At 39.3% G+C, this 14,954-nt stretch carries 11 protein-coding genes; all 11 read left to right on the top strand.

What is annotated here, in order from left to right:
- The first annotated feature begins 164 nt into the window (after positions 1-164).
- The gene (locus COE25_RS02390; protein WP_098930721.1) at positions 165-1,448 is read left to right on the top strand and encodes an ABC transporter substrate-binding protein; all 1,284 of its coding nucleotides are present in this window, start codon (positions 165-167) and stop codon (positions 1,446-1,448) included.
- 141 nt (positions 1,449-1,589) lie between these two features.
- Positions 1,590-2,846 carry an amidohydrolase family protein gene (locus COE25_RS02385; protein WP_180247401.1) on the top strand — a complete coding sequence of 419 codons (1,257 nt, stop codon included), beginning with the start codon at positions 1,590-1,592 and terminating at the stop codon, positions 2,844-2,846.
- Positions 2,847-2,851: 5 nt separating this feature from the next.
- Entirely contained in the window at positions 2,852-4,888 is a 2,037-nt protein-coding gene (locus COE25_RS02380) for a YyaL domain-containing protein (protein WP_098930717.1), read from the top strand.
- An 88-nt stretch (positions 4,889-4,976) separates the two neighbouring features.
- A complete protein-coding gene (locus COE25_RS02375; protein ID WP_098930715.1) occupies positions 4,977-5,636 on the top strand; it encodes an aspartate/glutamate racemase family protein in 660 nt (219 codons plus the stop codon).
- A gap of 174 nt (positions 5,637-5,810) precedes the next feature.
- The gene (locus COE25_RS02370; RefSeq protein WP_098930712.1) at positions 5,811-6,728 is read left to right on the top strand and encodes a class II fructose-bisphosphate aldolase; all 918 of its coding nucleotides are present in this window, start codon (positions 5,811-5,813) and stop codon (positions 6,726-6,728) included.
- Between the two features lie 30 nt (positions 6,729-6,758).
- Positions 6,759-9,185: an alpha-mannosidase gene (locus COE25_RS02365; RefSeq protein ID WP_098930710.1), complete on the top strand. Its 2,427-nt coding sequence runs from the start codon at positions 6,759-6,761 to the stop codon at positions 9,183-9,185.
- Position 9,186: 1 nt separating this feature from the next.
- The gene (locus COE25_RS02360; protein WP_098930707.1) at positions 9,187-9,855 is read left to right on the top strand and encodes a class II aldolase/adducin family protein; all 669 of its coding nucleotides are present in this window, start codon (positions 9,187-9,189) and stop codon (positions 9,853-9,855) included.
- The gene (locus tag COE25_RS02355) at positions 9,843-11,123 is read left to right on the top strand and encodes a four-carbon acid sugar kinase family protein (protein ID WP_098930705.1); all 1,281 of its coding nucleotides are present in this window, start codon (positions 9,843-9,845) and stop codon (positions 11,121-11,123) included. Before COE25_RS02360 ends, COE25_RS02355 begins: the two co-directional genes overlap by 13 nt.
- A 28-nt stretch (positions 11,124-11,151) precedes the next feature.
- Positions 11,152-11,781, top strand: coding sequence for a D-sedoheptulose-7-phosphate isomerase (locus COE25_RS02350; RefSeq protein ID WP_098930703.1), 630 nt, complete (start codon positions 11,152-11,154; stop codon positions 11,779-11,781).
- Positions 11,778-12,755, top strand: coding sequence for an ROK family protein (locus COE25_RS02345; protein WP_257208685.1), 978 nt, complete (start codon positions 11,778-11,780; stop codon positions 12,753-12,755). Before COE25_RS02350 ends, COE25_RS02345 begins: the two co-directional genes overlap by 4 nt.
- Positions 12,756-12,791: 36 nt before the next feature.
- Positions 12,792-14,945, top strand: coding sequence for a Sip1-related alpha-galactosidase (locus COE25_RS02340; protein WP_098930701.1), 2,154 nt, complete (start codon positions 12,792-12,794; stop codon positions 14,943-14,945).
- The last annotated feature ends 9 nt before the right edge of the window (positions 14,946-14,954 follow it).

Below are 14,954 nucleotides of genomic sequence, written 5' to 3'. Positions count from 1 at the left end.
TCAAAAGAATATCCTTCAGTGAAGGAATGAACCCTCACTGAAGAAAAGCTTAACTTATCAACACGATTAAGTGTAAAAGAATTGACGGTCTTAGCCACTTAAAGAGGACGATAAGAAAAACATTAGACCTTCATTATATCAAAAAAAAGGGGCTGTATATCTATATGAAAAAATTTCTATCTATTCTATTCGCTGCTGTCCTTGTCTTATCCTTATTTGCGGGATGTTCAAAAAATGATGAGACTGCATCAAGTCCAGTTAAAAAAAGTAATGACAATAAAGTTGAAGGTAAAATAACCATTTGGACATTCTTTGGTCAAGTAGAAGACATGGCAAAAGAATTTGAGAAAAAATATCCGGATGCTGAAGTGGAAGTGAAAATCTTCCCTGGTGATCAATATAAAACAAAGCTTTTAAATGTACTTCAATCAGGTAAAGATGTCCCAGATATTTTTGACTTAGAAAGAGGATATATTGATAAGTTTATCAATTCAAAGTATGCAACAAACCTTTCTGATATGGGTGCGGAAGATCTTGTGAAAGATTATGTTCCATATGTACAAGCTTTAGGAAGAGATGCTAAGGGTGACGTTAAAGCGATTTCAGATCATTCTTCACCAGGCGGCTTCTGGTATATCAAAGAAAATGCAAAAAAATATTTAGGAACAGATGACCCAGAAAAAATTTCTGAAATGGTCGATTCTTATGACAAAATTATTGAATTAGGTAAGAAAGTAAATAAAGACAGCAACGGAAAAGTTCATTTAATTTCCCATTATGGCGATATCTATAATATGGAAGCTTATAATACAAAGCCATGGGTAAAAGATGGAAAATTAACAATCGATCCTGCTTGGAAGAAAAATTATGCAATACAAAAAGAAATTTTTAATAACAACGTGGACGCAAAATTAGAATTCTTCTCTGCAGGATGGGGTAATGCCATTAATGATGGAAGTGTTATTTTAACAGCAATGCCTGCATGGGCAAGCTTCATGGTTGATAACAAAGATGATAAGGCGAAAGATAAGTTTGGTGTTGCAAGAACTCCAAAAGGATTTTACATGGGTGGAACATACCGTTCAATCTATGAAAAATCTCCTAATAAAGATTTAGCTTATAAATTTATTGAGTTTATTGCAGGTAAAGAATGGCAGCAGCACAATTTAGAAGCAACTGGAAATATGCCAGGACTATTATCTGTTTATGAAGACAACTTAGAAACCTTCAAATCTCCGATGTTTGGCGATCAAAATATTTTAAAGCCATATTACGAAACAGTTAAAGATATTCCCGGCTATAAGTCAGACAAATATGGTGAAGAAGTGTTAAGTATTTGGAGAAAAGCTGCAGGTCAAGGCGTCAAAAATAATGCTGATATTAAGGAAGTAATTAAGAACTTCAAAAAAGAAGTTAAGAACACATTCCCTGAACTTAAAGTTGATTAATTAGTTGTTTGTTTAAGAAAAGGATGACTTAAAAATGAAATGGCAGCCCCTGCCACGCCAGAAGAAATAATCACTCTGGCGTGGATAGAGAGGGGGGCGAATTCTTTTGAGTCATCCTTTATCTTTGGAGGGAGCAGTACCATGAGTAGTATACATGAAGAAATTAACAAAATTCGCATCATCGATGGACATGAACACATTGATCCAATGGAGATTCGAAAGAAAAATAAAGTAGATTTCTTTGGTCTTCTTCATTATTTAGATTCAGACTTAATCACTGCCGGGATGCAACGTGGAATTTTAAGCGAAAACTCAAAATTAAGTGTGGAAGAGAAAGCAGAGCAATTTTTGCTTTATTATCAAAAAACGAAAAATACTACCTATGCACGATTATTAAAAACAGCGGTACACGATTTATTTGGAATGGATGACTGGTCTGTTAATGGCATATTAGCTTTAAATGAAAAAGTTTTAGCCGCTACAAATGATGATACATGGTATCAGAGGGTTCTAAATGAAAAGTCGGGAATTGATTTAGCCATTACATTACCTTTTACAACCAATGTTGATTTTTCCCTTTTTCGTCCCGTCATGTTTTTGGACTATGCCTTTAAATTGAGAACAATTAAGGATGTACAAGTCATTGAAGGACATACTGGAGAGAATGTTCAAACATTCCAGGATTATCTTCATGCAGTTGATGCCTTATTATATAAATTTGTTAAAGAAGGAATGGTTGCTGTTAAGTTAGGCCATGCCTATTGGAGGACGCTAAAAACGATGAAGCCAACCTTCCATGAGGCTGAACAATGTTTTAATACCCTGCTTTCTTCTATTATAAATGAACCCATATCGCAAAAAGAATTGGTCGTTTTACAAGATTACTTAATTCATCACATTATCCAATGCTCGATCAAATATGAATTACCAATTCAAATTCATACGGGACACCATGAAACCAGTGTTTCGGGTAATGGAAATATTATTACAAACTCGAAGGTAACGGATCTTATTCCGCTTCTGGCAGCATATCCTGAGGCTGATTTTGTTCTTTTACATTGCGGTATCCCGTACCACCAGGAGTATTTGAGTATTGTAAAAAATTATCCGAATGTTTATGCAGATTTTACTTGGGTGTATGCTATTTCTCCAACGATTGCCAAGCAAATACTTCATCAAATGATTGAAATGGTTCCCCAAAACAAAATTTTCGGTTTTGGTGGGGATTACAACTTTATTGAAGGAACTTACGCACATCAAAAGCTTGCCCGAAAAATTGTGGGTGACGTCTTGGTAGAGAAAGTGCAAGATCAAATGTTAACGGAAAAAGAAGCAGTAGAGTTTGCTAGAAGGATTTTTAGAGAAAACTTGATTGAACTTTACAAACTAAAGGTGTGATTTCAGTGGGTACATTTATCAACATACATGAAAACGTGAAGAAACTAAACGAAATACATGTCTATTCTTCGGAACGAAAGAGTGGAAATGCATACCTTCAACTTGACTCACTTCTCGATATATATAATGAAGAAAAAAATATAGAAAAAATTCAAATTGATAAAGTTGAAGAAATAGGTGGGGGTTACCACATTTCGGGGAATGGAGAGTACTTCTCTGTAGAATCGGAATGGAAGAATGAACAATCTGGTTGTGGCTTTATCCAAGTTAATCTCAATGTTACCTATAATAAAGAAGCATCAGGCAATTATGGATTACAGTTTAATGCCGATTTAGCAGGCAGCGGAAAGCCGACTTGGATGATTCCCGGTGCTTTTTATAAAGAAAATCGCTTTGAGCATAATACTCGAAAATATCCAAGATATGATTACCAGGATGGCAATCATGAGGAGATGGTTTCGGACCATTGGTCTTTTCGTTCAGACCGTGCCGCTCTCCCAGCTATATTTGCTTGGAATGATGAAATGTGCGGTGCACTTTGTGTAGAGGAAATGAGTGAGATGGGGCTAACAAGCCTAGGGTTCCGAGGAAATGACTCGACAACATCAATCTGGGTTAATTTCCCGTATAAAGAAGAACCGGTTACATTTGTTGGTGAACCGATTCCAGAGCCCAAGGATATATCTTTGTACACATTTAAGCCAGGGGAAACTATTCATTTACATGTAAAGATCTATACGGGTTCACCTGATTTACATTCATATGATCCATTTGTTCGTGAAATGTATAGGCAGCATCAACAAGAGTATTCCTTAAATCCCTGGATGGGTCTTGAGGAGGCATCAGAATTAACAGCGCATGGTTTGTATCGTTGGCACTATATGCCTGAGCATAGCATTCTAGCAGAAACGGCAGCGTTTGACCGTGAGTTTAATAATAATGTAAAAGGAATGGGTGACCGTCCGCATATGCATGTGGGCTGGGTCAGCGGCGCACCATATTCTTACGCTTTGCTTACCTATGGAAGAAATAATGGTCATCAACACTATGTTGATGCCGCCATTGATGTCATGAATAATATAGCTTCGGCGCTTGCCCCGAGTGGAACATTCTGGGCGTCATGGGTGCTCGGAAAGGGTTGGGGAACTGGTTGGAACCCAAAGAATACATGGTTGCAAGCCAGAACAATCTCTGAAGCAACTTTGTTTTTGGTTCGTGCCCTAACCTTTGAAAAGGAAGCAGGGGTAAGTCACCCGGATTGGGAAAAAGCAGTCCAATCCAATTTAGACTTTGCAGTGAAGCATCAACGTTCAGATGGTAATTTCGGTTCCTATTACCACTTTGAAACAGGTGAGGTAGAAGAATGGGATGGAGCAGGCGGCATCTTATGGATTGCTTCACTCCTTGAAGGAAGTAACTTTTTTGAAAAAGAAGAGTATCGGTTCGCGGCAGAAAAGGCGGGGCATTATTATGAGCATTTCGTGCTAGACGAATACATTTATGGGGCTCCAGAGGATGTTCATTTAACACCAACATCTGAGGATGCTTACAATGCCGTGGTTGCCTATATATTACTCTATGAAAATGACAAAAATGAAAAATGGTTAAAGCTTGCAAAACATGCGGCTGATTGGTTAATGACGTTCCGATGGACCTACAATTTGGCCTTCCCTGAGCAAACATTCCTGCATCAATATGATTTTCGTTCCCGTGGTGCTGATCAGGCCTCGCCTTCTAACCAGCATTTACATAATTATGGATTGTTTTGTGTTCCAGAGATGCTTCGATTATGGAAGTACACAGATGATTCCTATTACTTAGACAGGACACGTGATCATATTGCTTGTTTCCTACAGTTCATCGCTAGAAAAGACGGCGATTTTAATGCGTACAAAGGGATGGTTACCGAGCGTTTTTATAATACGAATTGTTTTCAGCCAAAGGGAATGATGCTGACGTTATCTCACTCTTGGTGTGTTGGGCTCGTGCTTTATGCAACCCAAGAAGCCTTAGCATTTAACAACTCTTTGCAGCTTTCTTAACCTGAAAATTCAATTAACCATCTTGGGCAATACCCTGATGGTTAGTTGTGTTTAAGGGTGAAATTATTAATGATTGGGGGAAAAAATCATGAAAAAGAAACTTGCAATTATTCATACCACTCCAGTGACGATTGAGTCGTTGAAAGATTTAGCTAACAAAATGATCGGGGAATGTGAAATTATCAATTTGGTTGATGATTCAATCCTGCCGCAATTAGGCAAAAATGGCGGAAATGTTCAAGAAATCGCTGATCGTTGGGAAGGTTATGCTAAAGTTGCTGAACAGCTTGGAGCAGATTGTATTTTAAATGCATGTTCTTCCATTGGTGAACTTGTGGCATTTACACAACCGAAGATAGCAACTCCCATTATTCGTATCGATGACGCAATGGCAGAATTTGCGATTAGCTCTGCCGAAAAAATTGGGGTTGCCGCTACTTTGGAAACTACGTTAAGGCCAACCTTAGATTTGCTTAAACAAAAAGCGGCTGAGCAACAGAAAAATGTGGAGTTTGAACCTATCCTAGTGTCATCGGCCTATCAGAAATTAATCGCAAACGATAAAGAAGGACATGATTTGGATCTTTCAGTTGCTTTACGTGAGTTAGCTAAAAAAGTGGATATCGTTGTCCTAGCTCAAGCATCGATGGCCAGGGTTGTTTCCAGCTTTACGCCTGACGAGCAGCGTCATTTTGTGACGAGTCCTGAATTAGGAATGGAAGCAGTAAAACGCACATTAAAAAATTAGGCTATGTTAAAGCTCATTGTTGATTTTGGCACATGTTGATTGGAGCGGAAGGCGCGAAGACTCATGCGGGAGGACGGGGCAGGGGAGACCCCGCAGNNGCCTGAAGCGGAAATCAACAGCCAATTATAACAGAGCCAAAAATTAAAAAAATTAAAAAATAAGGAATGATTAATAATGAATCGATTAAAACCAACTAATGTACTCCCATTAACAGAAGCTCTTGCAATCGCAGAAAAATCCCATTATGCAACAGGGTCATTTTCACCGCGTTATATCGCTATGATTGCCCCAGTTTTACAAGCTGGACAAAAGACAGAATCACCTCTTATTGTGCAAATTTCACAAAAGGAATTAGAACGTTACGGGATTACCCCGTTTGAATTTGCAGATGAGTTTTATGCACAGGTAGAAAAATTAGCAATTACTGTACCAGTAGTTTTACATCTTGACCATACGAAAGAGCTGAATGTGATTAAGGATGCAATTGCTGCTGGCTTTACATCGGTGATGATTGATGCTTCAGAAAAGCCATTTGCTGAAAATGTGAAAATCACAAAAGAGGTTGTTGAATATGCACATGCCAAAGGAGTCTCTGTTGAAGCAGAACTTGGAATGATTGGAACAACTGATTTTATTGAGACCGATCATGATGAAGAATTATATACAGATCCGGTTGAAGCAGCTGAATTTGTGAAGCAGACAGGTGTTGACGCATTAGCTGTATCATGTGGAACAGCGCATGGTGTTTATATGGTTCGTGAACCAAAGGTTGATTTTGAACGGTTAATGGCAATTCGTGAGTTAACTCCTGTACATCTTGTTCTTCACGGTGGATCTGGTGTACCAAGTGAAATGGTACAAAAGGCATTTCAGCTGCCAAATGGTGGTGTAAGTAAAGTAAATATTGCAACAGACCTTGAGATTTCTTTCTTAAAAGCCATCGGGCGTGAAGAAAGATTGTCCAATAAAGAATGTAATCAATTACCTGCTGAATTGTTAAAAGTGGGGCAGGATGCTGTTGAAGAAACAGTAACAGAAAAGATCACACAATACTTGTTAAGTAATAACAAAGCATCTCAATTCAACCAATAAGACAACAAGAATGAGACAGGGGTTGAGGAAATGAAAGATAAAACATTTCATATGATTGGTAACGCCCATTTAGATCCGGTTTGGCTTTGGCAATGGCAAGAAGGATTTCAAGAAACAAAAGCTACTTTTCGGTCTGCATTGGATCGAATGAAAGAATACGAAGATTTTATTTTCACTTCTAGTTCCGCCTCCATGTACGAATGGGTAGAGGAAAATGAACCTGAAATGTTTGCAGAAATTAAAGAGCGGATCCAAGAAGGACGCTGGAGGATTGTTGGCGGCTGGTGGATTCAGCCTGATTGCAATATCCCAAATGGAGAATCCTTTGTTCGTCAAGGTCTTTATGGTCAACGATATTTTCAAGAAAAATTTGGTGTAACGGCAAAGGTTGGCTATAATGTCGATAGTTTTGGTCATCATGGCATGATGCCCCAAATATTGAAAAAAAGCGGCATGGATTCCTACGTATTTATGCGGCCAGCGCCAAATGAAAAAGGGCTGCCAAGTAATCTTTTTTGGTGGGAATCTGATGATGGATCTCGTGTGCTGGCATTCCGCATCATGCATGAATATAATTCATGGGGAAAAGAACTAGATCGGATTGTTAAGCGGTGTAAAGGCGAGTTTAAAGGAAACGTCGACGACCAGATGATTTTTTATGGCGTTGGAAACCATGGCGGCGGGCCAACTAAGGAAAATATTGAGAGTATCTATCGCTTAAATAAGGATGCTGATCTTCCTAATCTAGTCTTCTCTACTCCTGAAGAATATTTTGAAAAAGTAAAGGATACAAAGGATTTACCTGTTGTTCACGATGACTTGCAGCATCATGCCAGCGGCTGCTATGCGGCCCATTCAGGCGTAAAACAATACAATCGAAAAGCAGAGAATATGCTGATGACGGCTGAAAAGTATTCAGCACTCGCCTTTTGGATAACCGGACAACCCTATCCAGCTGAATTCAACCGGGCTTGGAAGAATGTTTTATTTAATCAATTTCATGATATTCTAGCTGGAACAAGCATTGAGTCTGCCTATGAGGATGCTAGAAATTTATACGGAGAAGCATTGGCTATTGCTGATCGTGCATTGAATAATGCGATCCAGTCCATTTCATGGAAAATTGACATTGAGCAAGATGAAAAAATGAGACCCATTGTTGTCTTTAACCCACATGCCTGGGATTGCAAAGTGAATGTTGAAATCGAAATAGGCAGCATAAAACCAACATCTGTCCTAGTAGATGATCAAGGCAATGCTATCCCATTTCAAACAATACAGTCACAAGCAACAGCTGGGGGACGCTACCGCTTAAACTTTTTAGCCGATTTACCTGCAATGGGATATCGTGTATATAGAATTTATACAGAATTAAGTGGCAGTGAATCAGTAGTTGAACCTATAAAAGCAAGTTCACATGCGATGGAAAATGAACGCTTTAGAATTGAGTTTGATGCAGAGACTGGTTGGATATCGAGCCTATTTGATAAAAAAGTAGAGCATGAAGTATTTGCAGGTCCAGCAGCAAAGCCGGTAATAATCAATGATAAAACAGATACATGGAGCCATGACACCCTTCATTTTAATGAAAGAGTTGGCGATTTCAGAGCAACGAAAGTATATCTTGCTGAGCATGGACCAGTTAAATCAGTGATTCGGGTGAAAAGTGAATACGGACGCTCGATCTTAATCCAAGACTTCACGATGTATCAAGGAAAAGACCAGATCGATGTAAAAGTAACGGTAGATTGGCGCGAAAAGTTCAAGATGCTTAAGCTTGTTTTCCCGATTAATTCCATCTTTAGAAAACAAACCTATGAAATTCCATATGGAACGATTGAGCGCGAGCATAATGGTGAAGAAGAGCCAGGTCAAAGCTGGGTTGATGTGACAGGTGTTACACCAAACCATGAAGGAGTTTATGGCTTAAGTCTTATCAATGACGCTAAATCTAGCTATAGCATTCATAATAAGGAACTTGCATTAACGGTATTACGCAGCCCTATTTACGCCCATCATGATCCGCTCGTACCAGAAGAGGACGGGGAATATACATTTATTGACCAAGGAGTTCAACGTTTTGAATACTCATTACTTCCTCACGAAGGAAGCTGGGAAGAAGCGGAAATACCGAAAAGGGCAGCAGAATTAAATTGTAAACCAATCTCAATTATTGAGTCCTTCCATAAAGGTTCCTTACCACAAACAGATTCCTATGTGAAAGTAAGTGCCGATAATGTGATTGTTAGTGCTCTAAAAAAAGCCGAAGACAATGAAGATTTAATCATTCGTTTATATGAAACAAATAAAGTGCCAAAAGAAGTAGAAATCACTTTGCCAAAATTTAATCGTACGTTCAAGGCTGTCTTTAAGCCTTCTGAAATTAAAACCTTCCGTATTCCCAAAAATGTTGATGAACCTGTCAGGAAAACAAATTTGATTGAATGGGATGAGTAAAATGATTTTGGATAGAAAACAAGAGCTGAAAAAGCAATTACGGGAAACAGGAAAATATATGATGCAATATGACCTCGCATGGGGGAATTCAGGGAATATTAGTGCAAAAACCGAGGAAAATTCTTTTCTGATTACAGCGAGTGGAACCTATTTAGGAGATTTGGATTTAGAGGACTTTGCCGAATGCTCGATAGAATCAGGTAAGAGTATAAATAGTGGCAGAAAACCTTCTAAAGAGGTCCCAATGCATCTGGCTATCTATGAAACTCGTCCTGAGATTGGTGCTGTATTACATGCGTCACCTTTATATAGCACAATGATTGCTTCATCAAACCTTGATATTCCTTCGGCTTGGTTTGTTGAAAGCATGTATTATTTAGAAAAGATTGAGCGAGTTCCTTATGCAAACCCAGGTTCAATGGAACTTGGTGAACTTGTTAGAGAAAAGGCGAAAAAGGCGAATATTCTTTTATTAGAAAATCATGGCGTCCTTGTTTATGATACGTCCTTAAAAGAAGCGAAAATGGCACTGCAAACATTAGAAATGGCCTGTCGAATGCTATTAATCTCTCAAAAAGCAGGTGTTGTTTTACAAGAGCTTTCTGAGAAAGAGGTACTAAGCTTTCTACATGAATCAGGATATAAGCCAAGGAGGATGTGGGAAAATTGATTGGAATTGTCGCGGATGATATTACTGGTGCAAATGATATTGGAATCATGTTTGCTAAAGCAGATTGGCAGACAGAAGTTTTTCCCTATCCACTTTACAACAAAATGGGAACGTTCCCACCTGATGTATTGATTATGGATACAAATTCACGTCTTGATCGATATGAAGAAGCCTATGAGAAAGTATTTGCGAGTACCAAAAGTCTCCAGGCACTAGGATGTGAACAATTCTTCAATAAAACCTGTTCCGTTTTTAGAGGAAATATTGGAGCAGAATTTGATGCCATGCTCGATGCACTCGAAAATGAATTTGCAGTGGTTGTGCTCGGTTTTCCTAAAAATGGAAGAACTACGATGTATGGTCAACACTATGTTCGTGGAAAGAAATTAGCAGATTCTGAGTTCCGTAATGATCCTGTTCATCCAATGCTCCACTCGGATTTGGTTGATATTTTACAAGCTCAAACAAAGAGGAAAGTTGCTCTTGTCGATCATGAAATTGTTGAACAAGGCAGTGAAAAGCTAAAGCAAGAAATTTCTCAGATGCGATCGCAGTGTCAGTACTTAATTGTTGATGTTAAAGATCAGTCTTCCTTACAAATAATTGCTAGAGCAATAAAGGATGAAAAGATTATTTGTGGTGCATCAGGGATTGCTGAAGAATTAGCACTGGTAATGAATAAAGATCAAAATGGAACGCGGTCTATTACACTACCAAAATTAGAAGCAGGAATATTATGTGCGGCAGGTAGTTTAATGCCGCAGACCTTTAATCAAGTGGAAGAAATGAAACAGCGTGGGCTGCCTGTATTCGAAATGATAACAGTGATCTTATTTTCGGATCAAAAGGATGCTCATTTAGAGGAACTTATTACGAATCTCACCACGCTATTAAATGATGGTAAGGATGTTCTTGTTCACTCTTCGAACACCCAAGATGTAGTCAAGGAAACAAAACAACTGGGTACTAGATTAGGCTATACAAATACGTCGATTTCAAGGATGGTATCTGAATCATTAGCGTTTGTAGTGGATGAGACCTTAAAAAGGACAAAAGTTAACCGTTTGTTATTAGCGGGTGGAGAAACATCTGCTTCTGTTTGCAGCAGGCTCGGCATTGAAGGACTCGCAGTATGGAAAGAAATCGAACCAGGTCTTCCATCATGTATTAGCTTAGATTCAACACCGCGGATGCTTGTACTGAAGTCAGGAAGCTTTGGAAGTAAGGATTTCTTTGCTAAGGCGATTGATCACCTGAAGGAAAATTAATCTAACGATTGTAATAGGGGATGTAGCAATGAATGCTAATTTAGAAAAACTATTTGGAAAATATCCAGAATTAGTAGAATGCCAAACAAGTATTGTCGAAGCCTTTGAAGTGATTAACCAAGCTTATCAGTCTGGCAGAAAGCTGTTATTAGCAGGTAATGGCGGCAGTGCTGCGGACTGTGAGCATGTAGTGGGCGAATTAATGAAAGGATTTATGTCAAAACGCCCTTTGTCACAAGAGATGAAAGATAAATTAGCCTCAATTTCTGGTGGAGATGACTACCTGGGTGAACATTTACAAGGTGCGCTCCCTGCCATCTCGCTTGTAAGTCATTCAGCCCTTATGACAGCATTCTCTAATGATGTGGCCCCGGATATGGTTTTTGCTCAACAAGTGTTTGGATACGGAAAAGCAGGCGATGTATTTATCGGCTTTAGCACATCAGGTAACTCCAAAAATATAAATCATGCCATAAAAGTGGCCAAGGCGCTAGGGCTAGTAACGATCGGATTTACAGGAAAAAGCGGCGGAGAAATGAAAACGTTATGTGATGTAACTATTTCGGTTCCCTTTGATTCGACACCTGATATTCAAGAAAGACATCTCCCGATTTACCATACCCTGTGCATTTTATTAGAGGAGGCATTCTTCGAATGATTCCCGTGTTGGCAGGTTTAGATATTGGCGGAACAAAGTGTGCCGTTGTATTAGGAGTTGAAGATGAAAAAGGGATTACTTTAGTTGCAAAACAAAGTTTTCCCACTCCGGAAACGCCTGATTTAGCCCTTTTATTGATGATGAGTGAGTTAGAAAGATTATTGTTAGAACGAAAAGGACTTGAACTAAAAGCAATTGGAATCAGCTGCGGCGGCCCGCTGGATAGTAATAAGGGTCTGATTTTGTCTCCACCAAATCTGCCAAACTGGGATCGTATCGATGTGTTGTCACCTTTCAGAGATCGTTTTCATGTCCCCGTTTCCGTCCAAAACGATGCCAATGCCTGTGCCTTGGCTGAATGGAAATGGGGAGCAGGAAAAGGCACGACTAATATGATTTTTCTAACGTTTGGTACGGGAATGGGAGCAGGCTTCATTTTAGATGGACGATTATACACCGGAACAAATGATATGGCTGGGGAAGTCGGTCATGTGCGTTTAGAGCATGATGGTCCAATCGGATATGGTAAAGCAGGCTCATTTGAAGGTTTCTGTAGTGGAGGCGGGATCGCCCGCTTGGCACAAATGAAGGCGGATGAGTGGTTGGCTAAAGGGAAAATGACTTCTATTTGTTCTTCTCGTGATGAGATAGCGGCAATCACGGCGAAAACAGTTGGAGAAGCAGCCCAGGCAGGAGATATTTTCGCGAAAGAGATATACAACATTGTTGGGCAGAAATTAGGTCGAGGTCTGGCACTGTTAGTGGACATGCTAAATCCAGAAAGAATTGTCATTGGCAGCATTTATTTGCGTCAAGAAGCATTGCTGAAGCCAATTGTCATGGAGGAACTTCGAAAAGAAGCACTTTCTTTTTCACTCGAAGTTTGTACCGTTGTACCTTCCGGCTTAGGAGAAAGTGTGGGTGATTTGGCTGCTCTTTCCGTTGCCAAGTATGGACTCGAAATCGAAGGATAGGGTAGTGAACAAAGAAAGAAGTAAAGGAGTTTTATTATGTTTCAATTCCAGCAAAATCAAAACGAACTGCATTGTCTATTGAATAATCAAAAGGTTCTTTCCGGAATCCAAGTGTCTGCCAATCTAGATAATCAATCAATTCAATCACTAGAGTTAAAAAAACTAGATGAGAGTACTGGAGAAGATCATCTTGGTTTTTATACAGAATATCGTTCCGAATTTAGTGATCATGCCGAGACAGTAAACACGAAGTTACGTTTCAGGCGCTACGATTCATTTATCACTGCCTTTGTGGATGCGGAAATAAATAATGAAGAATTGTTTAAAAAGCAATCCTTTTTTGCTCCGCAGAGTGCCATCAACATAACCATTAACAACATGATGGAAGAGTATGAGGTTATGGCGAACTATCAACATAAGGACTGGTGGACGCGGCCATTTTTCACGAATAACATCCAAGAAGTGCCAGAACGGACACAATCGTTATTATTAAGAAGTGAAAAAGAATATTTTCATATACTGCCTGTTTGTGATGAAGTATCACGGACTGATTTAGCAGGTACGAAAGAGGGCTTGCAAATCTCCATCTCTCCCTTCCATGGCGGCTATAATCATTTATCAACATTTGCCTTCATTTTAGGTACTGGGAATAATCCATTCTCTTTAGTGAATGAAAATGTTAAGAAAGCGACAACTGTTTGTGGACAAAGCATTATGCCTAGAGAAGAAAAAAAATATCCAGAGATTTTAGATTACTTAGGTTGGTGCAGCTGGGATGCTTTTTATCATGCCGTTAATGAGGAAGGAATTCTATCAAAAGCTGAAGAGCTCAAACAGAAAAAACTTCCTGTTAAATGGATGATGATTGATGATGGCTGGTCCGAAGTGGATAATAAAAAGCTTCAATCCTTTGATGCTGACCAGGAGAAATTTCCCCATGGTTTAGCCAATACCGTTTCATCACTTAAGAATAACTATGGCGTGAATTGGGTAGGAGTTTGGCATACCCTTGCAGGTTATTGGGAAGGAATTTCACCCAATGGTCCTTTAGCTAAGTCATTAGAAAACCATTTATATAAAGCAAAAAACGGCAGTCTAATTCCATCACCAAATGCGGAAGAGGGATTTGGTTTTTGGCATGCATGGCATTCCAAATTAAAGAAAGACGGAATCGACTTTGTGAAAGTTGACAGCCAAAGTGCCATCTCAAACTTTACGGTCAATAACCAATCAGTCGGCGAAGCAGCAAGCGGGGCCCATACAGCACTCGAAGCATCTTGTTCCTTACATTTTGATAATACGGTGATCAACTGTATGGGAATGGCGGAGGAAAATATTTGGCATCGTCCATACTCAGCCGTTTCACGTAATAGTGATGACTTTGTCCCACAAGAAGAGAACGGCTTCAAAGAACATGCCTTGCAAAATGCCTATAACTCACTTTATCATGGTGCGTTCTATTGGGGCGATTGGGATATGTACTGGACGAAAAACCATGATGACCTGCAAAACATGATTTTACGAGTAATTAGCGGTGGACCGATTTATTTTAGTGATGCGGTAGACCAAACAAATCCCGATATGATTTGGCCGTTAATTTATAATGATGGACAAATCATTCGTTGTGAACAGCCTGGAGTACCAACTGAGGATTGCCTGTTTGTTGATCCAACTCAAACGAAAACGCCGTTAAAGATATGGAATTCATGCAAGGGTGCCGGAGTCGTGGCAGCGTTTAATATTAATGAAGGAACTGGAACGATTCATGGCTCCATCAGCCCAAGTGATGTTCCAAATCTAGCGGGTGAGACGTTTGTTATCTTTGATGTATTAAGGAAGAACCACTCGGTTGTGAGAAAAGAAGAAAAGATTAGTATCGAAATTGCAGAAAACGTAGCTTCCCTCTTTTTGATCATTCCAGTTCAAAAGCAATTTACGCTAATTGGACTTTTAAATAAGCTCATTTGCAATGATGGGATCGTAAGGGTTTGGAACCTGGAAAAGGAAATGAAGGTAATCTTAAGAGAAGGCGGAGTTTTTGCTTTCTTATCTGAAGGAAACCCTGTGAAAGCAACCGTTAATGGTGAATTGGTATTAATTCACCAAGATCCTATAAACGAGCAGCTTTTTACCATTGATTGCAGCGATGTGGAAGGCGAAGTGTTTCTTGAGATAAAAAAAGTGTACTAATTTGAAGGG

Source organism: Bacillus sp. AFS031507 (assembly GCF_002584635.1).
Classification (GTDB): Bacteria; Bacillota; Bacilli; order Bacillales; family Cytobacillaceae; genus Neobacillus.
This window is presented reverse-complemented; position numbering and strand designations above follow the sequence as displayed.

What these genes read in the sequence shown, in the direction of transcription:
- COE25_RS02390 (WP_098930721.1), top strand. Translation starts at nt 165, where the DNA reads ATGAAAAAATTTCTATCTATTCTATTCGCTGCTGTCCTTGTCTTATCC.
- COE25_RS02385 (WP_180247401.1), top strand. Translation starts at nt 1,590, where the DNA reads ATGAGTAGTATACATGAAGAAATTAACAAAATTCGCATCATCGATGGA.
- COE25_RS02375 (WP_098930715.1), top strand. Translation starts at nt 4,977, where the DNA reads ATGAAAAAGAAACTTGCAATTATTCATACCACTCCAGTGACGATTGAG.
- COE25_RS02370 (WP_098930712.1), top strand. Translation starts at nt 5,811, where the DNA reads ATGAATCGATTAAAACCAACTAATGTACTCCCATTAACAGAAGCTCTT.
- COE25_RS02365 (WP_098930710.1), top strand. Translation starts at nt 6,759, where the DNA reads ATGAAAGATAAAACATTTCATATGATTGGTAACGCCCATTTAGATCCG.
- COE25_RS02360 (WP_098930707.1), top strand. Translation starts at nt 9,187, where the DNA reads ATGATTTTGGATAGAAAACAAGAGCTGAAAAAGCAATTACGGGAAACA.
- COE25_RS02350 (WP_098930703.1), top strand. Translation starts at nt 11,152, where the DNA reads ATGAATGCTAATTTAGAAAAACTATTTGGAAAATATCCAGAATTAGTA.
- COE25_RS02345 (WP_257208685.1), top strand. Translation starts at nt 11,778, where the DNA reads ATGATTCCCGTGTTGGCAGGTTTAGATATTGGCGGAACAAAGTGTGCC.
- COE25_RS02340 (WP_098930701.1), top strand. Translation starts at nt 12,792, where the DNA reads ATGTTTCAATTCCAGCAAAATCAAAACGAACTGCATTGTCTATTGAAT.